The sequence below is a fragment of the Nocardioides albertanoniae genome (assembly GCF_006716315.1).
Taxonomy (GTDB): domain Bacteria; phylum Actinomycetota; class Actinomycetes; order Propionibacteriales; family Nocardioidaceae; genus Nocardioides; species Nocardioides albertanoniae.
In genome coordinates, this window is record NZ_VFOV01000001.1 from 2,580,298 (window position 1) to 2,602,237 (window position 21,940).

23 protein-coding genes are annotated in these 21,940 nt (G+C 68.2%); 13 read left to right on the forward strand and 10 right to left on the reverse strand.

Features of this window, described 5'->3' with window-relative positions; translation table 11 throughout:
• Positions 1-90: 90 nt before the first annotated feature.
• Together FB381_RS12310 and FB381_RS12315 are read right to left on the reverse strand one after the other, a co-directional pair.
• Entirely contained in the window at positions 91-528 is a 438-nt protein-coding gene (locus FB381_RS12310; protein WP_141780555.1) for an SsgA family sporulation/cell division regulator, read from the reverse strand.
• 123 nt (positions 529-651) lie between these two features.
• Positions 652-1,560 (reverse strand): 5'-3' exonuclease, encoded by a 909-nt coding sequence (locus FB381_RS12315; RefSeq protein WP_141782740.1) that lies wholly within the window; start codon positions 1,558-1,560, stop codon positions 652-654.
• A 178-nt stretch (positions 1,561-1,738) separates the two neighbouring features.
• Here FB381_RS12315 and FB381_RS12320 point away from each other — a divergent pair, with 178 nt between their 5' ends.
• Positions 1,739-2,200, forward strand: a complete 462-nt coding sequence (locus FB381_RS12320; RefSeq protein ID WP_246088080.1) for an Lrp/AsnC family transcriptional regulator — start codon at positions 1,739-1,741, stop codon at positions 2,198-2,200.
• Between the two features lie 4 nt (positions 2,201-2,204).
• On the opposite strand, the gene FB381_RS12325 is transcribed toward FB381_RS12320, so the two are convergent.
• Positions 2,205-3,611: a KamA family radical SAM protein gene (locus FB381_RS12325; protein WP_141780556.1), complete on the reverse strand. Its 1,407-nt coding sequence runs from the start codon at positions 3,609-3,611 to the stop codon at positions 2,205-2,207.
• 110 nt (positions 3,612-3,721) lie between these two features.
• On the opposite strand from FB381_RS12325, the gene kdd reads away from it, so the two are divergent.
• The 6 genes from kdd (at position 3,722) to FB381_RS12355 (ending at position 9,335) form a co-directional block, all read left to right on the forward strand.
• Positions 3,722-4,798, forward strand: a complete 1,077-nt coding sequence (gene kdd / locus FB381_RS12330; protein WP_141780557.1) for an L-erythro-3,5-diaminohexanoate dehydrogenase — start codon at positions 3,722-3,724, stop codon at positions 4,796-4,798.
• A complete protein-coding gene (gene kamD, locus FB381_RS12335; protein WP_141780558.1) occupies positions 4,795-6,351 on the forward strand; it encodes a lysine 5,6-aminomutase subunit alpha in 1,557 nt (518 codons plus the stop codon). Before kdd ends, kamD begins: the two co-directional genes overlap by 4 nt.
• On the forward strand, positions 6,348-7,103 hold the full coding sequence (gene kamE, locus FB381_RS12340; protein WP_141780559.1) for a lysine 5,6-aminomutase subunit beta: 756 nt from the start codon (positions 6,348-6,350) through the stop codon (positions 7,101-7,103). The genes kamD and kamE overlap by 4 nt, the downstream gene beginning before the upstream one ends.
• The gene (kal, locus tag FB381_RS12345) at positions 7,100-7,495 is read left to right on the forward strand and encodes a 3-aminobutyryl-CoA ammonia lyase (RefSeq protein WP_141780560.1); all 396 of its coding nucleotides are present in this window, start codon (positions 7,100-7,102) and stop codon (positions 7,493-7,495) included. The genes kamE and kal overlap by 4 nt, the downstream gene beginning before the upstream one ends.
• A gap of 548 nt (positions 7,496-8,043) precedes the next feature.
• Positions 8,044-8,808 (forward strand): polyprenol monophosphomannose synthase, encoded by a 765-nt coding sequence (locus FB381_RS12350; RefSeq protein WP_170225336.1) that lies wholly within the window; start codon positions 8,044-8,046, stop codon positions 8,806-8,808.
• Positions 8,805-9,335, forward strand: coding sequence for an FxsA family protein (locus tag FB381_RS12355; protein WP_141780562.1), 531 nt, complete (start codon positions 8,805-8,807; stop codon positions 9,333-9,335). Before FB381_RS12350 ends, FB381_RS12355 begins: the two co-directional genes overlap by 4 nt.
• A 79-nt stretch (positions 9,336-9,414) precedes the next feature.
• Here the strand turns inward: FB381_RS12355 and FB381_RS12360 are convergent, their stop codons facing one another.
• The 4 genes from FB381_RS12360 to FB381_RS12375 form a co-directional block, all read right to left on the reverse strand.
• Complete coding sequence (locus FB381_RS12360; protein ID WP_141780563.1) at positions 9,415-9,801, reverse strand: RNA polymerase-binding protein RbpA; 387 nt, start codon at positions 9,799-9,801, stop codon at positions 9,415-9,417.
• A 242-nt stretch (positions 9,802-10,043) separates the two neighbouring features.
• Positions 10,044-11,396, reverse strand: coding sequence for an MFS transporter (locus FB381_RS12365; RefSeq protein ID WP_141780564.1), 1,353 nt, complete (start codon positions 11,394-11,396; stop codon positions 10,044-10,046).
• Entirely contained in the window at positions 11,393-12,205 is an 813-nt protein-coding gene (locus FB381_RS12370; protein ID WP_141780565.1) for a glycerophosphodiester phosphodiesterase family protein, read from the reverse strand. Before FB381_RS12370 ends, FB381_RS12365 begins: the two co-directional genes overlap by 4 nt.
• 160 nt (positions 12,206-12,365) lie before the next feature.
• Positions 12,366-13,892, reverse strand: coding sequence for a UDP-N-acetylglucosamine 1-carboxyvinyltransferase (locus tag FB381_RS12375; protein ID WP_141780566.1), 1,527 nt, complete (start codon positions 13,890-13,892; stop codon positions 12,366-12,368).
• A 137-nt stretch (positions 13,893-14,029) separates the two neighbouring features.
• Between FB381_RS12375 and FB381_RS12380 the strand changes: the two genes are divergently transcribed.
• Positions 14,030-15,058, forward strand: coding sequence for a zinc-dependent alcohol dehydrogenase family protein (locus tag FB381_RS12380; RefSeq protein ID WP_141780567.1), 1,029 nt, complete (start codon positions 14,030-14,032; stop codon positions 15,056-15,058).
• A 47-nt stretch (positions 15,059-15,105) separates the two neighbouring features.
• A complete protein-coding gene (locus tag FB381_RS12385) occupies positions 15,106-15,624 on the forward strand; it encodes a GNAT family N-acetyltransferase (RefSeq protein ID WP_141780568.1) in 519 nt (172 codons plus the stop codon).
• 19 nt (positions 15,625-15,643) lie between these two features.
• Here the strand turns inward: FB381_RS12385 and FB381_RS12390 are convergent, their stop codons facing one another.
• Positions 15,644-16,558 carry a lytic transglycosylase domain-containing protein gene (locus tag FB381_RS12390; protein ID WP_141780569.1) on the reverse strand — a complete coding sequence of 305 codons (915 nt, stop codon included), beginning with the start codon at positions 16,556-16,558 and terminating at the stop codon, positions 15,644-15,646.
• 26 nt (positions 16,559-16,584) lie between these two features.
• The gene (locus FB381_RS12395) at positions 16,585-17,274 is read right to left on the reverse strand and encodes an alpha/beta fold hydrolase (RefSeq protein ID WP_141780570.1); all 690 of its coding nucleotides are present in this window, start codon (positions 17,272-17,274) and stop codon (positions 16,585-16,587) included.
• A 669-nt stretch (positions 17,275-17,943) separates the two neighbouring features.
• On the opposite strand from FB381_RS12395, the gene FB381_RS12400 reads away from it, so the two are divergent.
• From FB381_RS12400 to FB381_RS12415, 4 genes are all read left to right on the forward strand, one after another.
• Positions 17,944-18,966 (forward strand): LLM class flavin-dependent oxidoreductase, encoded by a 1,023-nt coding sequence (locus tag FB381_RS12400; protein ID WP_141780571.1) that lies wholly within the window; start codon positions 17,944-17,946, stop codon positions 18,964-18,966.
• Between the two features lie 106 nt (positions 18,967-19,072).
• Positions 19,073-19,570 carry a DUF4919 domain-containing protein gene (locus FB381_RS12405; RefSeq protein ID WP_141780572.1) on the forward strand — a complete coding sequence of 166 codons (498 nt, stop codon included), beginning with the start codon at positions 19,073-19,075 and terminating at the stop codon, positions 19,568-19,570.
• A gap of 55 nt (positions 19,571-19,625) precedes the next feature.
• Positions 19,626-19,991 (forward strand): hypothetical protein, encoded by a 366-nt coding sequence (locus FB381_RS12410; protein ID WP_141780573.1) that lies wholly within the window; start codon positions 19,626-19,628, stop codon positions 19,989-19,991.
• Between the two features lie 72 nt (positions 19,992-20,063).
• Complete coding sequence (locus FB381_RS12415; RefSeq protein WP_141780574.1) at positions 20,064-20,855, forward strand: class I SAM-dependent methyltransferase; 792 nt, start codon at positions 20,064-20,066, stop codon at positions 20,853-20,855.
• Positions 20,856-20,863: 8 nt separating this feature from the next.
• On the opposite strand, the gene FB381_RS12420 is transcribed toward FB381_RS12415, so the two are convergent.
• Complete coding sequence (locus FB381_RS12420; protein ID WP_141778934.1) at positions 20,864-21,874, reverse strand: IS481 family transposase; 1,011 nt, start codon at positions 21,872-21,874, stop codon at positions 20,864-20,866.
• Positions 21,875-21,940: the final 66 nt, after the last annotated feature.

A 21,940-nucleotide genomic window follows, 5' to 3' on the forward strand; every position in this document is an offset into this window, starting at 1 on the left:
CGGCTCGTCTCTGCCACGAAACAACGACGGGCCCTTGCTCCCCAGAGATCTGGGAGAGCAAGGGCCCACGCGAACCGGAGGGACGAGCGGCTACTCGGCGTCGGAGGAGGTGCCGAGCAGATCCGAGATCAGGCTGTCGACGTCGAGGTGCTGGCTCTCGGCGCCGACCGGCACGGCGGAGAACGACTTGCCGAGGAACGTGTGCACCTCACCGGAGTCGGCAGTGGCGATCAGCCGGCCGTCGGGGGAGCTGAAGTCGAGCACGGCGACCGCCTTCGCGTCCTCGTCGATGCTCGGGTAGATCTTCACGTCGCCCTCGCCCGCGGGAGCGGCGAGCCCCTGCAGCATCAGCGTGCGGGAGACGACCCACTCGACGTCACCGGAGGCCGAGTGGAAGGTCAGGCTGACGGCGTACGGGTCACGCTCCTGGTACCCCAGGGTCGTCGGCACCTCCACCGTGCGGCCCCACGGGTCGAGGCAGGTGATCGTGATGTCGTGCTGCACCGTCGGGTGCTTGATGTCGCTCATTGGTCCGCTCCCTTGTCCGAGGTCTTGCCAAGGAGACGGAGCCGGATCGAAACCCTGATGCGGTTTCGGAAGAATTTCTTGCCCGAGCTGGAGTGGGTGCCATCACACCGGGATCACCAGCGACTAGCGGGCGGAGAGAGCCGCCTCGAGCCGTGCCACCTGAGAGGAGAGGTTGTACGTCGCGGCCAGCTCGCGCAGCCGGTCGAGATCGGCCGGAGTGCTGGGCAGCGCGGTGCGACTCCGATCCAGCGGAAGATTGCGGGCCACCGCCACGACCTCCGGTGCCACCGCCAGGTAGTCGGCGGCGTCGACGAACTTCTGCCGCTGCGCCTTCGTGATCGACGTGGCGGGATCGGCGACCGCGGCGATGATGCCCTCCAGGTCACCGAACTGCTGGAGGAGCTTGGCGGCGGTCTTCTCGCCGACCCCCTTCACGCCGGGCAGGCCGTCGGAGGTGTCGCCGCGCATGGTGGCGAAGTCGGCGTACTGATCGGCACGCACTCCGTACTTGGCGACCAGCCACTTCTCGTCGACCAGGTCGGGGTCGCCCACGCCGCGCGTCGGATAGAGGATGCGTACGCCGGCAGCGTCGTCGACGAGCTGGAAGAGGTCACGGTCGCCGGTGACGACGTCGACAGGCATCCCGGCGTTCGTCGCGAGCGTGCCGATCACGTCGTCGGCCTCGTAGCCGTCGACGCCGATGACACAGATGCCGGCGGCCGCGAGCACCTCGCGGATGATCGGCACCTGCACCTGCAGGGGGTCGGGCACCTCTTCCACGTCAGGAGCCGTCTCGACCTCCTCCACCACCCGGTGGGTCTTGTAGGTGGGGATCAGGTCGACGCGCCACTGCGGCCGCCAGTCGTTGTCCCAGCAGCACACGAGGTCGGTGGGGGAGTAGTCGTTCACCAGCCGGCTGATGAACTCCAGCAGGCCCCGCACGGCGTTGACCGGAGTGCCGTCGTCCGCCTTGATGTCGGGCACGCCGAAGAAGGCGCGGAAGTAGAGCGAAGCGGTGTCGAGCAGGAGCATGCGAGGTTCGGCCACGATGTGCACAGTATCTGCTGCGGGATCTGCCGGACGACCGACTCGACGACCGGCACGACGACCGGCACGGCCACGAGGCCGGCGTATCCCGGAGATCTTCCTGCGTCGACCGCGTTTTCGGACGACGGGGCGAAGATCTTGCTGTTATGGGTACGCTGTCGCGGTGACTGCACCTGAGATCGAGGCGACCGACCGTAAGATCCTTCAGCTTCTGGCGGAGGACGGCCGGATGTCCTACACCGACCTCGGCAAGGCGACCGGCCTGTCGACCTCGGCGGTTCACCAGCGCGTCAAGCGGCTCGAGCAGCGTGAGCTGATCACCGGTTACGGAGCGACCGTCAACTACGCCTCGATCGGCGTACCGCTGACCGCGTTCGTCGCCCTGCAGCCGATGGACCCCTCCCAGCCCGACGACACCCCTGAGCGTGTCGCCAACCTCCACGAGGTCGAGGCCTGCTGGTCGATCGCAGGGGCCGACTCCTACATGCTCAAGGTGCGGGTGGCCACCCCCGAGGCGCTCGAGGAGCTGCTGGGACGGATCCGTTCGTCCGGCAACGTCTCCACGCGCACCACGATCGCGATGTACACCTACTACGAGAACCGGCCCACGCTGCGCCACTCCTGACGGCTCAGGAGTGGTCGCGCCACCACTGCTGACCTGACTCGGGCAGCGTGTGGATCGGGTCGTAGTACTCGTATGTCCGGGTGAGGGCGTCAGGGTCGCTGGCCTCGATCGAGGTGCGGTAGTTCTTCGTCCAGTACGAGATGCCGCGCTCGGTGTCGTAGTCGGCGATCTGGTGCACCCAGCGCTTGCCGACGAACGGCACGTCGCACACGATGCGCGGCGTCGCGAACCCGGGCAGGTAGCCCATCAGGTCGTGCTGCATCCGCTGCGCGTCGGCGACCGAGACCCGCCAGTGCTCGCTGAACGGGATCATGTCGCACATGTAGAAGTAGTAGGGCATGATCTGGGCGCCGTCGAGCAGACGGAAGCACAGGTCGAGCAGGCTGTGGCTGTCGGCGTTGACCCCGGCCAGCAGCACTCCCTGGTTGCGTACGTCGCGAACCCCTGCGTCGAGCAGCGCCTTGGTCGCCTCGGCGACCAGCGGCGTGACCGAGTTGGCGTGGTTGGCGTGGGTGTGGATCGCCAGTGAGACGCCGCGCTCGCGGGCGATGGTGGTGACCCGGTTCATCCCCTCGAGCAGCGGCTCCTGGAGCCAGTGCTGGGGGAGCCCGACGAGGCCCTTGGTGGCCAGCCGGATGTCACGGATGTTGTCGATCGCCATCAGCTTGGTGAGGAAGTCCTCCAGCCGCGGCCAGGGCAGGTTGGCGACGTCGCCGCCGGAGACGACGACGTCGCGCACCTGCGGGGTGTTGCGCAGGTAGTCGAGCATCGCCTCGTGGCGGTCGACCGGCTTGCCGGTGAGCTTGAGCTTGTCGATGACCGGGGTGGAGTTGCCGACCAGGTCCATCCGGGTGCAGTGCCCGCAGTACTGCGGGCAGGTAGAGAGCAGCTCGGCGAGCACCTTGGTGGGATAGCGGTGGGTGAGCCCCTCGGCGACCCACATGTCGTGCTCGTGCAGCGAGTCGCGGCTGGCCTGCGGGTGTGAGGGCCAGTCGGTGCGACGGTCGGAGAGCACCGGGATCATGTAGTGCCGCAGCGGGTCTGCGTAGAAGGCGTCGGTGAACTCCTCACCGGGCGCAGCACCGGAGGGCACCATCGTGTTGATCATCTGCGGCGGCACCAGCATCGACATCGTCGCCCGCTCGGCCTGGTCGCGCTCGAGGTCGGCGTAGAACCGCTCGTCGAGAAGATCGCCCATCAGGGCGCGCATCTGCCGGATGTTCTTCACGCAGTTGACGCGCTGCCACTGCGGGTCGCGCCACTGCTCTGCGGTGACGTCGGCCCAGCCGGGGAACCGGGTCCAGTCGGGTTCGACCAGCTCGACGCGCTCGTAGGCGTAGGGCTGTCCGTCGCGACTGTGCTGATCGCCTCGGGCTTCGCCTCGGCGGTTGGGCTCGATGGTTGCCGTCATGCTCACCACCATAGCGGGAGATCCTGCGGTTATCGCAAGACTTCACCGCAATTCTTCCAGCGACCGCTGGTAGGGTCCGCCGTGAGATGGACGCAAGGAGGCGTACGACGATGACATCTTCCGACCCCACCGGCCTGCACCGCGTGCTCGATGAGCCGATGGCCGGCTCCCTGCCGCTGCCCCAGGCGGCCCACAGGCTCGACACCCGAGCGACGCTGTGGCCCGACGAGGTGCGCATCCGCGTCGAGCGGCTGAACCTCGATGCGGCCTCGTTCCGGCAGCTGGAGGCCACCTACGACGGAGACGGCGATGCCGTACGCCGCGCGGTGCTCGACATCGTCGCCGAACGCGGCAAGATGCAGAATCCGGTGACCGGGTCGGGCGGGATGCTCGTCGGTGTGGTCGACGAGGTCGGACCGGAGTCCCCGTTGGGGCTGAAGGTGGGCGACCGCGTCGCGACCCTGGTGTCGCTGACCCTGACGCCGCTCGTGATCGAGGACGGGCTCGATCGATGGGCGGGCACGGACGAGCAGGTGCCGTGCGACGGCTACGCGATCCTCTTCGGCCGCTCGATCGCCGCGGTGCTTCCCGACGACCTCACCCCTGAGCTCGCGCTCTCGGTGATGGACGTGTGCGGCGCTCCGGCACTCACCCGCCGGGTCGTCTCGGAGCGCTATGCCGGGGGAGTCGTCGCGGTGATCGGTGGCGGCGGCAAGTCCGGCTCGCTCTCGCTGGCCGCTGCCCGTGACGCCGGCGCCGGACATCTCATCGGCGTCGTCCCGACCGAGACCGAGGCGGACCTTCTTCGCGAGGCCGCGCTCGCCGACGAGGTCGTGGTCGCCGACGCCCGCAACCCGGTGGCGCTGCGCGACGCGGTGGCCAAGGCTGCGTCGGCTGCCTCCGGCTCGGCCTCGGAGGGTGGGCCGGCGGACGTCACGGTCGTCTGCGTCGACGTGCCCGGCTGCGAGGGCGGGGCGATCCTCTCGACCGCCGACCAGGGCACGGTGGTCTTCTTCTCGATGGCCACCTCCTTCTCGGCCGCCGCGCTCGGTGCCGAAGGCCTCGCGGCCGACGTCACGATGCTCGTCGGCAACGGCTACGTCCCCGGGCACGCCGGCTACGCCCTCGACCTCCTGCGTGCCGATACCGGTGTCCGGGCGCTGTTCGAGAGGAGACTGGCCCAGTGAGACTCGATCTGGACCCACGCACGATCGCCCAGGCCCGTGCGCTGGCGGCGAAGGTCGGCGACCCGATCGTCGAGATGGCCAAGAAGCACACCACGGTCGCCGTCGAGCGAGCCACGCTGCGACTGGCCGGTCTCGGCGGCGCCGACCCCGACGGCACCCCCTGGGTGAACCATCTCGTCGACGCGGTGCGCGCCGACGTCGGACTCGAGAACGGCGTCTCGCTGCCGGTGTGGCACGCACTGCCGGCCTACGGCAACGACCTGCCCCGCCTCGCCGAGGAGGCCGCAGCCGGGCAGGTGAGCTTCCGGCTTCCGGAGGGCTCGGAGGCCGATCTGGCTGCCAAGCGCGCCCGGGAGTCGGTCGGTGTCGGCATCGCCAAGCTCGACGCCAGCCGTCTCGACCGCGACCGGATGATCAGCGAGATCGGTGACGCTCCGCGCAAACCGTGGATCTACCTCATCGTCGCCACCGGCGACATCTACGAGGACATCCCGCAGGCGCAGGCGGCTGCCCGCGAGGGCGCCGACATCATCGCGGTGATCCGCTCGACCGGTCAGTCGCTGCTCGACTACGTGCCCGAGGGTGCCACCCGGGAGGGTTTCGCCGGAACGTACGCGACGCAGGAGAACTTCCGGCTGATGCGGGCAGCGCTCGACGAGACCAGTCGCGAGCTCGGTCGCTACGTGCGCCTCACCAACTACGCGAGCGGGCTGTGCATGCCCGAGATCGCCGCTCTGGCGGGCATGGAGCGGCTCGACATGATGCTCAACGACTCGATGTACGGGATCCTGTTCCGCGACATCAACCCGGTGCGTACGTTCGTCGACCAGCGGCTCTCGCGCCAGATCCACGCGCGGGCGGGGATCATCATCAACACCGGCGAGGACAACTACCTCACCACCGCCGACGCGGTCGAGGCGGCGCACACGGTGACGACCTCCCAGCTGCTCAACGAGTACTTCGCCAAGGAGGCCGGCCTCGAGGACTGGCAGCTGGGTCTGGGCCATGCCTTCGAGATCAACCCGGACGTGCCCGACTCGTTCCGCCTCGAGCTCGCGCACGCGCTGCTGGCCAAGACGATCTTCCCCGACGCCCCGCTGAAGTGGATGCCGCCGACGCGGCACATGACCGGTGACATCTTCAAGGGCTACCTGCTCGACGGCTTCTTCAACCTCGCCGGTGCGATGACCGACCAGGGCATCCTGCTGGTCGGGATGATGACCGAGGCGGTCGTGACGCCGTGGATCTCCGATCGCGACCTGGCGCTGCAGAACGTCCGCTACGTCATGGACGCGGCCGGCAAGCTCGGTGAAGACTTCCACCCCGCTCCCGACGGGTTCATCGCCAACCGGGCCCGCGAGGTCCTGGGCGACTCGCTCGACCTGCTCGGCAAGATCATCGAGGAGCCCAACGGTCTGCTCGACGCGATCGCCGACGGCACCTTCGGGCTGATGAAGCGCCCGGCCGACGCGGGCAAGGGCCTCGACGGCGTGGCCGAGAAGTCCGAGGCGTACTACAACCCGGCCACTGACATCTTGGAGGGCGACAAGTGACCACGGAAAATAGGCACCTGATCAGGCCGTACGGCGACACCACCGGTGACGGGATGGTGCAGATCTCCTTCACGTTGCCGATCGCGCACGGCAAGGTCGCCGACGGGGCCGCGCTGCAGCTGGCCAACAAGATGGGCATGGACCCGGCGATGGTCGTGCACTCCAAGCCGATGGGCCCCAACTTCTCCTTCTTCGTCGTCTACGGCCAGGTCAACCATCTCGTCGACACCGACAAGGTGGTGGTCGTCGAGCGCGACTTCCCGCTGCTGACGCCCAAGGAGGCCAACGCGGTGATCAAGGAGACGCTGCGACGGCCGATGGTCGTCGTGGGCGCCTGCATCGGCACCGACGCCCACACCGTGGGGATCGACGCGATCCTCAACATCAAAGGGTTCGCGGGGGAGAAGGGGCTGGAGTACTACAAGGAGATCGAGGTCGTGAACCTCGGCGCCCAGGTCTCCGTGCCGGCCCTCGTGGAGGCAGCCGTGACGCGAGGCGCCGATGCCGTGCTCGTCTCCCAGGTCGTCACCCAGCGCGACGCTCACATCCTCAACACCCGGGAGATGTCGGCGGCGTTCCGCGAGGCCTATCCGGCGGGGGAGCGGCCGCTGCTGATCGCAGGAGGGCCGCGCTTCGACGAGGCCAAGACCGCCGAGCTCGGCGTCGACCGCATCTTCGGCCGTGGCACCACCCCGGCCGACGTCGCCTCCTACCTCGTCCACCGCACCGCGTCGAAGGAGCCCGCCGCATGAGCACCCCGGAGATCGGCACCACGGTCGTCCACCGCCGTTACGTCCCCTACTCGCACGCCCACTACGCCGGCAACCTCGTCGACGGGGCCTACAGCCTGGGGCTCTTCGGCGACGTCGCGACCGAGATGTGCATCCTCACCGACGGCGACGAGGGGCTGTTCGCCTCCTACGACGACGTGCAGTTCAAGGCGCCGGTGCGTGCCGGCGACGTCCTGGAGATCACCTGCGAGCTGGTCAGGGCCGGCAGGCGCTCGCGGGTGATGGAATTCGCGGTACGCGTCGTGGCCCGAGGGGCGGCCACCGAGGCGCAGCCGGGAGCTGCTCAGCTGCTGGACGAGCCGATCCTCGCCACCTCCGCGCGGGGTACCGTGGTCGTTCCGGAATCGACGTAACGCATACCTGCGGTCGACACGCCGCGGACGGTCGAGTTTTCGAGGCTTTTTTGCCGTACGCAGGCTGTTGCTGACCTGCGAAAACTCTCGTTCTCGCAGGTCAGGGGCTTGTTGACTTACGTCGATCGAACGGGTGAAGGTGGCGTGGTTCGCCCATGCAGAGTTGTGGCAGGCGGACCGGCGCCCGACGGTTCGGGTCGGGGGGTGTCGCGCCAGACATTTCTCTCGATGCGTTCTAACGGGTTCGGTCAACCTCCGCGAGGGCAACGCGGGAGGGCCAAGGCGCCCTTAGACAACGATCGTCCCCTTGCCTCCAGCAGGGATCGGAACGGCCCGAAGATCGTCTTGGTGCTCCCGCGCCTCTGCTGGCGTCGCAGGGCCATCGCCCTCCGCCGACTTTCCGGGCCGACTTCTGGGCCGACAGTCCTGGCATTCGATCAAGTGACCAACGGCCGGATATCCTGTGATCTCCACCCCATTCCTCGACAAGGCCGACGTACGTGACGAACGAGCAGCTTCCTCCCTGGACCGAGATCGGCCGGGCGGTGATGGTGATCCCGACCTACAACGAGGCGGACAACCTCACCTGGATCGTCGGCCGGCTCCGCAAGGCTCAGCCACGTCTCGACGTGCTGGTCGTCGACGACGGGTCGCCCGACGGCACCGGCATGATCGCCAGCGAGCTGGCCGACAACGACGACCAGATCCACGTGCTCCATCGCACGGAGAAGGCCGGCCTGGGCGCGGCCTACCTGCACGGGTTCGGCTGGGCGCTCGACCAGGGCTACGACGTCGTGGGGGAGATGGACGCCGACGGCTCCCACCAGCCCGAGGAGCTCCACCGCCTGCTCGACGCGCTCACCTCCGCCGATCTGGTGATCGGTGCCCGCTGGATCCGGGGCGGCTCGGTAGTCAACTGGCCGCTGTCGCGACGCCTGCTCTCGGTCGGCGGCAACCTCTATGTCCGGGCGCTGCTCGGGATCGGCGTTCACGACGCCACCGCCGGCTACCGCCTCTTCCGGCGTACGACGCTGGAGAAGCTGCAGCTCAACAGCGTCGAGTCCACCGGCTATGTCTTCCAGACGGAGATGGTCACCCGCACCCTGCGGGCCGGCCTCACGGTCAAGGAGGTGCCGATCCAGTTCATCGAACGGGTCCGCGGCGAGTCGAAGATGAGCCCGGGGGTCGCTGCCGAGTCGATGCGCCGGGTGACCCGCTGGGGTCTGGCGGAGCGGCGCGACCAGCTCCGTCGGCTGCTGCACCGGATCGGGCTGAGCCGTCTTGCCGGCCGTCTCGTGGGTGAGCGCCGATGAGCGCCACGACCAACATGCGCTCGGGCGGCACCACGCGGCGCCGCATCTCCTTGGTGCTCGTCGTGCTGCTTCTGGTGGTGCCGCTGGCCGAGCTCTTCGTGCTCATCCAGGTCGGTCAGGTCATCGGCGTGTGGTGGACGATCCTGCTGCTCGTGGCCGACTCGATCTTCGGCGCATGGCTGATGCGCCGCGAGGGTGCCCGAGCCTGGTCTGCCCTGTCGACGGCGCTCTCCACGGGCAAGCTGCCCTCCAGCGAGATCGCCGACGGGGCGTTGATCCTCCTCGGCGGCGCGCTGATGCTGAGCCCCGGTTTCGTGACCGACATCTTCGGCATCGTGCTGATCCTGCCGTTCACCCGGCCGGTCTTCCGACGCATCTTGGCCGTGCTGGTGCAGAAGCGGCTGGTGAGCGCCGCGATGCCCACGATGTTCGGTGCGGGTGCCGCCGGCGGCTCCGGTGCTGGTGGCCGACAGCGCAGCGACGACATCGTCACCGGCGAGGTCATCGACAACGACGACCCGGCCTGAGTCCGGGCCTGATCAGGCCTGAGATACGCCGAAGGCGGCCTTCCGATGCTGGAAGGCCGCCTTCGGCGTATCTGAGAAGTCAGGCGTTGGCCTTCTTCTTTCCCGGTCCCTTGCGGTGCAGGTGAGCCGGGCCGATCTCGCCACCGCGGAGCAGGTCGAGGCGCTCCTTCAAGATGTCCTCGAGCTCCTTCTCCGAGCGACGCTCGAGGAGCATGTCCCAGTGGGTGCGGGCCGGCTTCTCGGCCTTCTCCTCGGGCTTGGCGCCGGAGAGGTTGAGAGCCTCCATGCCGCAGCGCGGGCACTCCCACACGGCCGGCACCTCGGCCTCGTCCGACATCGTGATCTCGAAGTCGTGGGCCTGCGGGCAGCGGTAGGCCACCTGCTGGCGACCCGCGAACTCGATGCCGCGCTCGTCTTCAAAACTCTGTCCGCCCAGTCGGGCACCGCGCAACGTACGCTCGGCCATAAGGCACCTCCTGAGTCGATCGTCCCCCGTTGAATGTGCTGAAGAGCGACGCGGTCTGCGGACTCATAACGCAGGCCGGTCAGGCCTCTTCACACCAACAACGGTACAGAGGAGGTGATGATTCCGTGAATTGTGGACCGTCTCGCTGTGTTGTTCGATACAGGCCTCGCCTGACCTGCGATCTTTTCTGAGAAGAACCTGAGAGCGTGCGTCCTGAACCCGCTAGCCGGCAGGTGCGGGCATCAGGCCTGCGCCGGGCTCCGGTTGCCCGCCTGCTCGATGCCCTTGGCGGTGTTGACCAGTGCGAGGAGCGCGCCGCCGATCACGAAGAAGGCGATCAACGCCAAGATCGCCGGACGGTAGGAGTCGGTGAGCTGGTAGACGAGGCCGAAGACCAGCGTGCCGAGCCACGAGGTGCCGCGGTCCATGGCGTGGTAGAGGCTGAAGTACTCCGCCTCCTTGCCCGCAGGGATGAACAGCGAGAAGTAGGACCGGGCCAGCGCCTGGGTGCCGCCCATGACCAGCCCGATGCCGATCGCCACGATGACCAGCGGCAGCAGCGTACGCTCCGGCACGAAGTAGGCGATCACCACGATCACCATCCAGCCGACGAGCCCGCCGAGGATGACCCGTTTCGCACCGAACCGGTTGGCGAGACGGCCGAAGAAGACAGCGCCGCCGACCGCGACGAACTGCACCAGCAGATAGATGCCGAGCATCGTGCCGGTCTCGAAGCCGAGCTCCTCCACGCCGTAGGTCGAGGCCGAGCTGATGACCGTCTGGATGCCGTCGTTGAAGAAGAGGTAGGCGAGCAGGAAGGTCAGCGCGACCGGATAGCGCGGCAGCTCCTTGAGCGTCACGAAGAGCTGGCCGAACGAGCGCGCCACCACGCCGCCGGAGACGTCTTCGACGTCGGCCGGTTCGCGTCGCCGGATCCGGAGCCACGGGATGATGATGAACCCGGCCCACCACAGGGCCGCCGAGAGCATCGAGAGCCGCACCGCCAGGGCGGTGCCGAGCCCCAGGGGGTCGGCGAAGGTCACCACGAGGAAGTTGACCGCGAGCAGCAGCCCGCCGCCGGCGTAGCCGTAGGCCCAGCCGACCGAGGAGACCCGGTCGCGCTCGGCCTCGGTGGAGATGAGCGGGAGGATCGAGTCGCTGACCACCACTGCCGCCCCGGCGCACAGGTTGGCGACGATGAACATGATCGACCCGAACCACCAGTTGTCCCCGGTCATGAAGAACAACAGGGCCGCGCACAGTGCACCCGCCCAGCCGAAGCCGGCCATCAGGTCGGGCTTGCGCGAGGTGCGGTCGGCGATCGCACCGACGAGCGGGTAGACGAGCGCCGAGAGCAGCGTCGAGAAGGTGATGATGTAGGACGGCAGCGCGCCCGGCGCGACCGAGAGTCCGAGCACGTCGACCCGGTTGTCGACCGCGGCGGCTTTCGCGACCTCGATCAGGTAGGGCGCGAACAGCACCCCGGCAACCGTCGTCTGGAACGCGGAGACGGCCCAGTCGGCGAAGAACCAGCCCTTCTGCTCCCGGGCTCGCTCGAGCGGTCTGAAGTCGCCGATGCCGGTTGGTGTGCTCACTTCGCAGGCTCCTCGCCACGCTCGTCATCGGACTCCCACAGGCCGCGCTCCACCAGGAACGCCTTCAGCAGGTCGGTGCGGTCGGTCATCAACCCGTCGACGTCGCGCTCGACGAGCTGCTCCATCTCGGCCGGGTCGTCGATGGTCCAGACATGGACCTCCTTGCCGGCCTGGTGCGCGCGGCGTACGAGACCGCGCGATGCCACTCGCACCGAGAGCGGTCCACGAAGACGCTGACGATGCGGGATCTGGAAGGCGTCGAACCGCTCGCCGGCGAGCCGCCGGGCGATGCCGGCGGTGGGGGAGAGCAGATAGGCCAGCACCTCTCGCGGGTGCGCCGACGTGCGCACCCGGCCCTGGGTCAGTCGGCGGAACGCCTCGAGCCGGCGCCCCGAGAACGAGCCCACGATGACCTTGTCCTCGCGGTCGGTCGCGACCAGGAGCGCCGCCAGCGCGGCACCGGCCCCGTCGGACTTGAGATCGATGTTGAACGTGGCCTCCGGGAACGCCTCGAAGAGCTCTGCCAGGGTCGGCACCCCGTGCAGGCCGCCGATCCTGGCGCTTTGCACCTCGGCGTACGTCATCTCCGCGATCAGCCCGCGCACGTCGGTCACCCGATCCAGCGCCTCGTCGTGGAAGGCGAGCAACACACCGTCACGGGTGACGTGCACGTCGGTCTCGAGATGGGTGTAGCCGAGGCTCACCGCATGTCGGAAGGCCTCCAAGGTGTTCTCCATCCCGATCAGGTCGGGGTGGAGCGCACCGCCACGGTGCGCATAGGCGCGTACGCGCCTGGGATGCTCGGTCACAGGAGCATTGAACCCCACCCCGGCCGAGTCGGCTCATCCTGACCCGAAAACGCGCCGAGTCGGCTCGTGCTGACCAGAAATCAGCTCGAGTCGGCGCGTTATAACGCGCCGACTCGAGCGTGGATCCGGTCAGAACGAGCCGACTCGGCCCGATGGTTGCTCAGATGTCGCGGAAGGCGGTGATGTTCGCGCCGAGCTGGTTGAGCCGCTCGGCGAGATCCTCGTAGCCGCGGGCGATGACGTAGGTCGAGCGCAGCACCGAGGTGCCCTTCGAGGCGAGCATCGCGAGCAGCACCACGACGGCCGGACGCAGCGCCGGCGGGCAGACGATCTCGGTGCCGGAGAAGTGGGTCGGGCCCTCGATCATCACCCGGTGCGGGTCCATGAGCGTGACGTTGCCGCCGAGCTTGTTGAGCTCGGTCAGGTAGATCGCGCGGTTCTCGTAGACCCAGTCGTGCAGCAGCGTCTGGCCCTGCGCCACCGCCGCGATCGCGGCGAAGAACGGCAGGTTGTCGATGTTGAGGCCCGGGAAGGGGAGGGGGTGGATCTTGTCCAGCGGGGCGTGCAGGATCGAGTGCTTGGTGTTGATGTCGACCAAGCGGGTCTTGCCGTTGAGCGCCAGATACTCCTCGGAGAGGGTGTAGTTGAAACCCATCTCCTCCAGGGTCGCCAGCTCGATCTCGAGGAACTCGATCGGCGCGCGCTTGATGGTGATCTCGGAGTCGGTGACGATCGCCGCGGTCAGCAGCGACATCGCCTCGATCGGGTCCTCGCTCGGCGCGTAGTCGACGTCGACGTCGATGACCTCGCGACCGGTGACGCGCAGCGTGGTGGTGCCGATGCCCTCGACCTCGACGCCCAGCTTCTGCAGGTAGAAGCAGAGGTCCTGGACCATGTAGTTCGACGAGGCGTTGCGGATCATCGTGGTGCCCGGGTGCAGCGCGGCGGCCATCAGGGCGTTCTCGGTGACGGTGTCGCCGCGCTCGGTGAGCACGATGGCGCGCCCGGGTGTGATCGACCGGTTGACGGTGGCGTGGTAGGCGCCGTCGGTCGCCTTGACCTCGAGGCCGAAGGGGCGCAGGGCCGACATGTGCGGCTCGACGGTGCGGGTGCCGAGGTTGCAGCCACCGGCATAGGGGAGCTCGAAGTCGTCGAGGCGGTGCATCAGCGGGCCGAGGAACATGATGACCGAGCGCGTACGCCGCGCGGCGGCCTCGTCGACGGCGTCGAGGCGGAGCTCCTTGGGCGGCACGATCTCGAGGTCGTTGTCGTCGTTGAGCCAGCGGGTCTGGACACCGATCGAGTTGAGCACCTCGATGATGCGGTTGACCTCTTCGATCCGCGCCACCTTGCGCAGCGTCGTACGGCCCCGGTTGAGCAGCGAGCCGACCAGGAGGGCGACACCGGCGTTCTTCGAGGTCTTGACCGTGATCTCGCCCGAGAGCGTCGTCGGGCCGGTGACGCGGAGGTGCGTCGGACCGGCGCCGATGTCGACGAGGGAGGAGTCGAGGGCCGCGCCGACACGGGCGATCATCTCCAGCGAGAGGTTCTGCTGACCCTGCTCGATGCGGTTGATCGCACTCTGGCTGGTGTTGAGGAGGTCGGCGAGCTGGGCCTGGGTGAGACCCTTGTGCTTGCGCGCATCGCGAATCAGATTGCCGATGCGACCTTTGTATCCGTCGGTCATGGTTCCTTACCGTAACTCATATATGAGATAAGCCTGGATTCCCCGCGAACTGTCGGCGTTTCGTCTCTGGACTGTTGCCCGGTCCCACCAGGGTCACCGTGTGCAAGGTCACGTACGCCGGGTGACAGGATGCCACCATGAGAGCGACAACGATCCACGGGGTGGGCGACATCCGTCTCACCGAGACTCCCGACCCGACCCTGACGAAGCCGACCGACGCGATCATCAAGGTCACCGCCTCCTGCATCTGCGGCTCCGACCTGTGGAACTACCGCGGCGCCAACGGCGACATCGACGAGCCGCGCACCATCGGTCACGAGTGCATCGGCGTAGTCGAGGAGGTCGGAGCCGACGTACGCGGATTCAAGCCGGGCGACTTCGTGATCGTGCCCTTCGATCACTGCGACAACACCTGCCCGCACTGCGTCGCCGGGGTGCAGTCGGTCTGCGAGAACCTCGGCTTCACGGTCAGCGGTCAGAGCGAGTACGCGCTGGTCAACCAGGCTGACGGCTCGCTGGTCAAGCTCGACGCCACTCCCGACCCGGCGATGCATCCCGACCTGCTCGCACTCACCGACGTGATGGCCACCGGCTGGCACGCCGCGGTCATGTCGGGCCTCGGGGCCGACACGAAGGGCGGCACCGCGGTGGTGGTCGGCGACGGCGCCGTCGGGCTCTGTGGCGTGCTCGCGGCCGCCCAGCTCGGTGCCGAGCGGGTCGTCGCGATGTCGCGGCACGCGTCTCGTCAGGAGATCGCGACGAGGTTCGGCGCCACCGACATCGTCGCCGCTCGGGGCAAGGAGGGTGAGGCGGCGGTGCGCGAGATCACCGGCGGTGTCGGTGCCGATTACGTCCTGGAGTGCGTGGGCACCGACCAGTCGTTCAAGACGGCCTCCAAGGTGGCGCGGCCAGGCGCCACCGTCGGGTTCGTCGGGATCCCGCACGACGTCAACCTCCCGGTCAACGCGCTCTTCCGCACCAACGTCGGGCTCAAGGGCGGGATGGCGCCGGTGCGTCGCTACCTCCCCGACCTGCTGCAGCTCACTCTCGACGGCGCGATCAACCCTGGCCTGGTCTTCGACAGGTCGTTGCCGTTCACCGAGGCTGCCGAGGGCTACCGGCTCATGGACGAGCGGCTCGCCACCAAGGTGCAGCTCACGTACTGACCCCGGGCGGGGCATCGGTTGCTGCAGATGTCTGAGAGACTTGAACGATGCCCCGCACCGACACCATGCGCCTGCGCCCGCTGTCAGCGGGCGACGAATACGTCTACGCCGACTGGGCACTCGATGACGAGTTCCGCGCAGCCACCGGCTGGCCGGAGCGCGATCGCGAGGGTCACCTGCGTCATTGGCGCCGTCTGATCGAAGCGCCGCCGCCCGAGCTCATCCGGTTGGCGGTCGAGCTCGACGAGGAGGTCGTCGGCTACGCCGATCTCCATGGCCTGGCCCCCGACACCCGCGAGCTGGGGATCGCGATCGGCCCGAGCTCGCGCTGGGGGCAGGGTCTCGGCCAGCGGGCCATCAAGACCGCCCTCACCTACGGCTTCTCCGTGCTCGACCTCAACCGCATCTGGGCTGAGGCTCACGACACCAACGCCCGCGCCAAGAAGCTCTTCTGCGCGACCGGGTTCATCGAGACCGGACGCCACGGCACCGACTCCTACCGCGGCGAGGACGTCAGCCTCGTCCAGTACGCCGTCGAGCGGCCGCACTCCTCGATGACGGTCTGACCGTCGATCGCACCCAGCCTCAGTCGGAGATGCGTACGGCCTTCTTGCCGGGGTAACCCTCCGGAAGCAGCATGGTGCCGTCCTGGTGGCGGTAGAGCACCTGCCAGTGCCAGTAGAGGTCGTACGCAGCGGCCGACCGCTTCATCTGCTCGGCGTAGGCGCTGACCGCTGCGACGTAGCGGTCGGAGTGGTTGTAGGACCACAGCGCGGAGCTCATGTCGCCGGGGGCGCCGTTGCTCGCGAGCATCCGCCCGGCCGCCATGATCGCGTCGGCGGGATCGTTGATGTCTCCGCCGGCTCCGTACTGCGCGAACGTCGAGGGCAGGAACTGCATCGGGCCCTGGGCGCCGGCGGTGCTCGTGCCGCGGATGCGACCCATCCGGGTCTCGACCAGGTGGACGGCGGCGAGATATTGCCACGGCGTGCCGGTCTCCTGCTGCGCCTTGCGGTAGAGCGGACGCAGCGCGTCCGGCTTCGGCGGCGTCAGGATCCGCCAGTCGGGGAGCTTCGGCTGCGGGTCGGTCATCGCCGATAGCTCGCGCGCCGCGTCGAGGTCGGCATCGAGCTGGGTGCGGTCCGCCGCGCTCAGCTCGCTGCACACCTGATCCGCCTCCGACCTCGGGGCCTTGGCGAGATCGCGAGCGGAGGTCTGCTCGAACAGCGCCGCCTCGCGCACCTCGGTGGATCCTGGGGTGCCGTCGGCGACGGTCTTCATCGCGACGCTCAGGCGCTCGGCCAGCGGCACCGAGGCGTCATCGAGCGCCTGAGCGGATGCGGAGGCCGAGGGCTTCGCCGGAGCCGCAGAGCTCGTCCCGCTCGCTGAGCCCGACGGCGAGCTGCCGGCATCGGAGTCAGCGGACGGCTCCGCGCCGCAGCCGCCGAGAAGAGCGGCCGCGGCCGCGAGAGAAGCCAGGGCAGCGAGCGGAGTTCGCATGCCCTTGACGCTACCCGACGCGCGGGCTACCTGCCGGTGCTCCGATCGATGATGGCCGCGAGCTCGGCGGGCTTGGTCAGCTGCGGCCAGTGGCCGGTGGGCAGGTCGACGTAGCTGAGGTTGGTGTGTCGCGGGATCGCGGCGACCGGCTCGGCGTCGTCGGCGACCCACCCCTGCAGATCGGCGGCGGTGTATTCGGGACAGACGAGCAGCGTCGGCACGTCATAGCGCCGCTCGTCGTCGAGCTCGAACGGCTCGCTGGTGAGGCTGGCAGGGGAGGGGCGCAGCAGTGCCTCGAAGGTGACGCGGTCGAGGTCGCGTACGTCTGCCTCGTCGAACTCCTCCCACGGCACCGGCGGCAGGTCGGCACCGTCGGTCGGGAAGTTCTTGGCAGGGATCATGCCCGGCTCGGCGGGCCAGCCGCCGACATAGATCACGTTCGCGACTGCGTCGACGCGGGCATCGACGGCGGCACCGGCCACCGCGCAGCCCATCGAGTGCCCGACGAGCGTCACCGGGCCCGACGCCTCGTCGATGGCGGCTACGACCGCCGCGACCTGATCGGCGACGTGCACCGCCGACCGGTCTGCCTCGGCCGACTCCAGGCCCGGCAGGGTGAGCGCCCGAACACTGTGGCCGGCGTCGGTCAGGTGGGGGACGACGAGGTCCCACGAGGATGCGTCCAGCCAGAGGCCGGGTACGAGAACGATGTCCATGGAGCGATCATCTGCCTGGTTGCGGACGATCTGCTTCCGGCACCGCGAGAAGGCTGGAACAAAAGGGCTGGGGCAAAAGCGAGGGTGACCACCGCGATGCGGTGGTCACCCTCGTCTGGACGCCGGGACGGTCGGCGCCGAGTGTCGAGTCAGCGGGCCCCTGCGACCTCCAGAAGCTCCGCGACCTCGTGGGCGCGACAGTCGCAGCTCACGTCACACGGAAAGAAGCGGTGACGTGCGTGCCCGCAGTCGCGGCACGGCATGTCGTGAGAAAGCGTGAAGCTCTGCACCTCAACGGTGTCCCACATTATTGAATCATCCCCCAGAGATGGTGATCGGTGTTTATCAGGAATCTGCCTGATATGTAACACGATAATCCTCGTCTTCGGAAGGGCCTGGACAACACGCCGAGACAATGTTTTCCCTGGTCAGTCGACCGATATGTTTATTCGGTCGACCGATAGATAAACTCATAACGGGCTCCTGCCAGGCATATTCGGGCACCCGACTTTCGACGGATACCGCGCCTTGACGACGTCGTGCCGAATGGAGGGCAGAACGTCCACCCGCGCCACTTGTCCGGAGGGGCCCTGTGACCCCGGCCACAGTTCCTCGCTGCAGAATCAGCGGCTCAGGAATCCCGAGCCCGTGCGAGACGTTGGAGCAGCCGTGAAGAAGATCGGATTCTTGTCGTTCGGCCACTGGACGCCGTCGCCCTACTCGCAGACCCGCACGGCCGGCGACGCGCTGACCCAGGGGATCGACCTCGCGGTCGCGGCGGAGGAGCTCGGTGCCGACGGCGCCTACTTCCGGGTCCACCACTTCGCCCGGCAGTACGCCTCGCCGTTCCCGCTGCTGGCCGCGATCGGTGCGCGCACCTCCAGGATCGAGATCGGCACCGGCGTGATCGACATGCGCTACGAGAACCCTCTCTACATGGCCGAGGACTCCGGCGCGGCCGACCTCATCGCCGGGGAACGGCTACAGCTCGGGATCAGCCGGGGCTCACCCGAGCAGGTGATCGAGGGATGGCGCTACTTCGGCTACGAGCCGGGGGAGGGCGCCACCGATGCCGACATGGCGCGCGCTCACACCGAGACCTACCTCAAGATCATCGAGGGCTCGCAGTTCGCCGAGCCCAATCCCCGTCCGATGTTCCCCAACCCGCCGGGCAAGCTCCGGGTCGAGCCCTACTCCGCAACCCTGCGTGATCGGATCTGGTGGGGATCGAGCTCGCTCGCGACCGCCCGCTGGGCCGCCGGCCTGGGGATGCATCTGCAGAGCTCGACCCTGAAGAACGACGAGAACGGAAAGCCGTTCCACGTGCAGCAGCGCGAGCAGATCGAGGCCTACCGAGAGGCGTGGAAGGAGGCCGGCCACGAGCGCGAGCCGCGTGTCTCCGTCTCCCGGTCGATCTTCGCGCTCGTCAACGACGAGGACCGGCGCTACTTCGGCCTCGACCGGCAGGCCAGCGACCAGATCGGCAACATCGACGAGCAGACCCGGGCGATCTTCGGTCGCTCCTACGCTGCCGAGCCCGACGTGCTCATCGACGAGCTGGCCGGGGACGAGGCGATCCAGGCCGCCGACACGTTGCTGCTGACTGTTCCGAACCAGCTCGGCGTCGACTACAACGCCCACGTTCTGGAGAGCATCCTGACCCACGTGGCACCCGGCCTCGGCTGGCGGTAGGATCTTCGCCTCTCGGGCACAAAAGAGCGCATAATCGAGGTTAATCGCCGCGCACGCCCTCGCAATTGGTTAGCGTGCAGTCGACCGCTACTCAAAGGGGACTCTGTTGGCAACGTACGCCGAGCTGCTTGACGTCTATCTTCACGACCCGGGCCCGGAGTCACTGCGTGCCCTGCGTGAGGCGATCCTGGAGGCTCCCAACTTCCGTCCCGACCTCGAGATCACCGAGCTGGTCGGACCCCCGATGGCCGCCGGTGACTATGCGGCAGCGGTCAGCGCTGTGCACGGGCTGATGCCCGGCGCGATCTTCAGCCCCTCGGCCCACGCGGCGCTCTCCGACGCCCAGCGAGGCCTCGGCAACTTCGAGCAGGCCCAGCGCGAGGCCACCTTGGCCCAGGCCGCGCTCGACAGCATCATCAGCACCGGTGAGGGCACCGAGGCCGAGCCGTGGTCGGTGCTGCGCACCAGCGACGCCTACGACGTCGTGATGGCCTCCGGCAAGACCCCTCGTTCACAGGTCGCCGTGGGCAAGCTCGACCGCATCGTCTGCACCGACTCCACCGTCTGGTTCTTCGACACCAGCACCAGTCCCGCCCGCGCCTGACCCGGTCGTCTCGGCGCGTTCTCGCAGGTCCGGGGCCATCCGAGTGTTCACCCGGATGTTGCCGTCAGGGACGGCGCGCGTCGCGCTGCTGTCGGCGCCGGCGCGCACGCTCGTGAGCATGATGAGTCGTACGTTGCGAATTCTGCTCGCCGGGATGGTCGCCGTCGTCTTCGCCTCCTCCGCGTTGGCCACGCCCGCGTCTGCCGAGGCACCCGGGTCCTCCGAGCACGCACAGGTCGTGCTCGACAACAGGCAGGTCGACCCCGAGCACGCCCGCCCGGGCGGCGGCGCCGCCCCGTTCCAGACCGGCGTCGTGATCGCCCTCAACACGCTGCTGCTCGGGGCGCTCGTCGGTGGCGTCATCTGGGGCCGCCGTCGGCTCGGCTGCGCCGACGCTCGCCTGCCACACCTGTCCGTATGAGCCGGTAGGTATGAGCCTGTCCGCATGACAACATCCGCGGCCGGTGCCGCGGAGCCGCTCTAGTCTCGGCACATGGAGACCTACACCCACGGACACCACGAGTCGGTGCTGCGCTCGCACAGGTGGCGCACGGCGGAGAACTCCGCTGCCTACCTGCTGCCACACCTGAACACTGAGCAGCGACTCCTCGACGTGGGTGCCGGTCCGGGCACGATCACGCTCGACCTGGCCGACCGGGTCGCATCGGTGACCGCCACCGAGATCGGCGAGACCGAGCTCGACCTCTCCCGCGAGGCCGCCCGGAGCAGGGGAGTCACCAACATCGATTTCCGGGTCGAGGACGTGCATGCGCTGAGCATCGACGACGATGCGTACGACGTCGTCCACGCCCATCAGGTGCTCCAGCACGTGGCAGACCCGGTGCAGGCGCTGCGCGAGATGCGGCGGGTGACGAAGCCTGGCGGCGTCGTGGCCGTCCGGGAGAGCGACTACGCCGGCTTCGTCTGGTGGCCGGAGTCGGCCGAGCTCACCGAGTGGCTGCGGCTCTATCAGCAGACGGCTCGAGCCAACGGTGGCGAGCCCGATGCCGGTCGGCGGCTGCACTCCTGGGCGCGCGCGGCCGGCTTCACCGAGGTCGAGTCGACCTCGAGCACGTGGTGCTTTGCCGACGCCCACGACCGGGCCTGGTGGGGCGGGCTCTGGGCCGACCGGTTCACCGACTCGGCGATCGCTCGCCAGCTGGTCGACTCCGGAGATGCCACGACCGCCGACCTCGCCCGGGTCGCGGACGGGTGGCGGTCGTGGGCCGATGCGGAGGACGGCTGGTTCTCCGTGCTCCACGGCGAGATCATCGCTCGCGCCTGAGGGCCGGGCTAGCTGTGATGCCCAGCCAGGTTGTTCAATCTGGTGATGGGTGCGGCTTTCCCGATTGCTGAGTGGGGCCGGTGGTGGTTGTACTGGTGGACCCATCCTGGCAGGGCGGCGAGTCGGGCGGATTCGGAGTTGTAGAACTTCTTGAATGCCCATCCCTCGGCCAGGGTGCGGTGGAAGCGTTCGATCTTCCCGTTGGTCTGTGGCCGGTAGGGCCTGGTCTTCTTCGGCGTGATGCCTAGATCTGCGCAGGTTTCGCGCCATAGGTGGGACTTGTAGCAGCTGCCGTTGTCGCTGATGACACGCTGGACGGTGACGCCGCGGGCGGCGAACCAGGCGACCGCGTTCTTGAGGACCGCGACAGCGGTTTGGCTGGTCTCGTCGTCGTGGGCTTCGACGTAGGCCACGCGGGAGTGGTCGTCGATCACGGTGTGTAGGTAGCAGGTTCCGATCAGTGGTTGACGGTGTTTGTTCTTGGGTCCACCGGTGCGTTTGGCTGTTGTGGAGCGGTTCTTGTCGCCCTGCTGTTTGCCGAGGTAGCGCCAGCCGCCGCCGTCGGGGATCTTGCCGAGCTTCTTGACGTCGACGTGGATCAGGTCGCCGGGCTTGTCGTGTTCGTAGCGGCGGATCGGCTCACCGGTGGCCCGGTCGATGTGGGCGAGACGGTTGATCCGACACCGCACGAGCACGGCGTGCACGGTCGAGGAAGCCATGTTGAGCCTGTCGGCGATCTGGACCGGCCCGAGGCGTTGTTTCCACCGCAGATGCACGATCTTGCGCACGACCGGAGCCGGGGTCAGGTTGGGTTGATGGTGCGGCGCTGAGGACCGGTCGAGCATCCCAGCCGGACCTTCGTAGCGGTAACGCTCGGCCCACTTCTTCGCGGTACGCCACGAGACGTCATAACGCTCAGCAGCGCGGGCCGGCGGCCAGCCGTGTTCAACGACGAGACGCGCAAGCCTGAGCCGGGCGCGAGGGGTCAGGGCAGCGTTGGCATGGGTAGCGTGGGACACGAAGGCCTCTCCTGGTGGCGGAACTGGTTCCTAGACAGCTCCACTCCACACCGGGGAGGCCTTCGT

Excerpts from the sequence above, each read along its gene's own strand:
- FB381_RS12310 (WP_141780555.1), bottom strand. The coding sequence starts at position 528 with ATGAGCGACATCAAGCACCCGACGGTGCAGCACGACATCACGATCACC.
- FB381_RS12315 (WP_141782740.1), bottom strand. The coding sequence starts at position 1,560 with ATGCTCCTGCTCGACACCGCTTCGCTCTACTTCCGCGCCTTCTTCGGC.
- FB381_RS12325 (WP_141780556.1), bottom strand. The coding sequence starts at position 3,611 with ATGACGGCAACCATCGAGCCCAACCGCCGAGGCGAAGCCCGAGGCGAT.
- kdd (WP_141780557.1), top strand. The coding sequence starts at position 3,722 with ATGACATCTTCCGACCCCACCGGCCTGCACCGCGTGCTCGATGAGCCG.
- kal (WP_141780560.1), top strand. The coding sequence starts at position 7,100 with ATGAGCACCCCGGAGATCGGCACCACGGTCGTCCACCGCCGTTACGTC.
- FB381_RS12350 (WP_170225336.1), top strand. The coding sequence starts at position 8,044 with ATGGTGATCCCGACCTACAACGAGGCGGACAACCTCACCTGGATCGTC.
- FB381_RS12355 (WP_141780562.1), top strand. The coding sequence starts at position 8,805 with ATGAGCGCCACGACCAACATGCGCTCGGGCGGCACCACGCGGCGCCGC.
- FB381_RS12360 (WP_141780563.1), bottom strand. The coding sequence starts at position 9,801 with ATGGCCGAGCGTACGTTGCGCGGTGCCCGACTGGGCGGACAGAGTTTT.
- FB381_RS12375 (WP_141780566.1), bottom strand. The coding sequence starts at position 13,892 with ATGACCGACGGATACAAAGGTCGCATCGGCAATCTGATTCGCGATGCG.
- FB381_RS12380 (WP_141780567.1), top strand. The coding sequence starts at position 14,030 with ATGAGAGCGACAACGATCCACGGGGTGGGCGACATCCGTCTCACCGAG.
- FB381_RS12385 (WP_141780568.1), top strand. The coding sequence starts at position 15,106 with ATGCCCCGCACCGACACCATGCGCCTGCGCCCGCTGTCAGCGGGCGAC.
- FB381_RS12390 (WP_141780569.1), bottom strand. The coding sequence starts at position 16,558 with ATGCGAACTCCGCTCGCTGCCCTGGCTTCTCTCGCGGCCGCGGCCGCT.
- FB381_RS12395 (WP_141780570.1), bottom strand. The coding sequence starts at position 17,274 with ATGGACATCGTTCTCGTACCCGGCCTCTGGCTGGACGCATCCTCGTGG.
- FB381_RS12410 (WP_141780573.1), top strand. The coding sequence starts at position 19,626 with ATGTTGCCGTCAGGGACGGCGCGCGTCGCGCTGCTGTCGGCGCCGGCG.
- FB381_RS12415 (WP_141780574.1), top strand. The coding sequence starts at position 20,064 with ATGGAGACCTACACCCACGGACACCACGAGTCGGTGCTGCGCTCGCAC.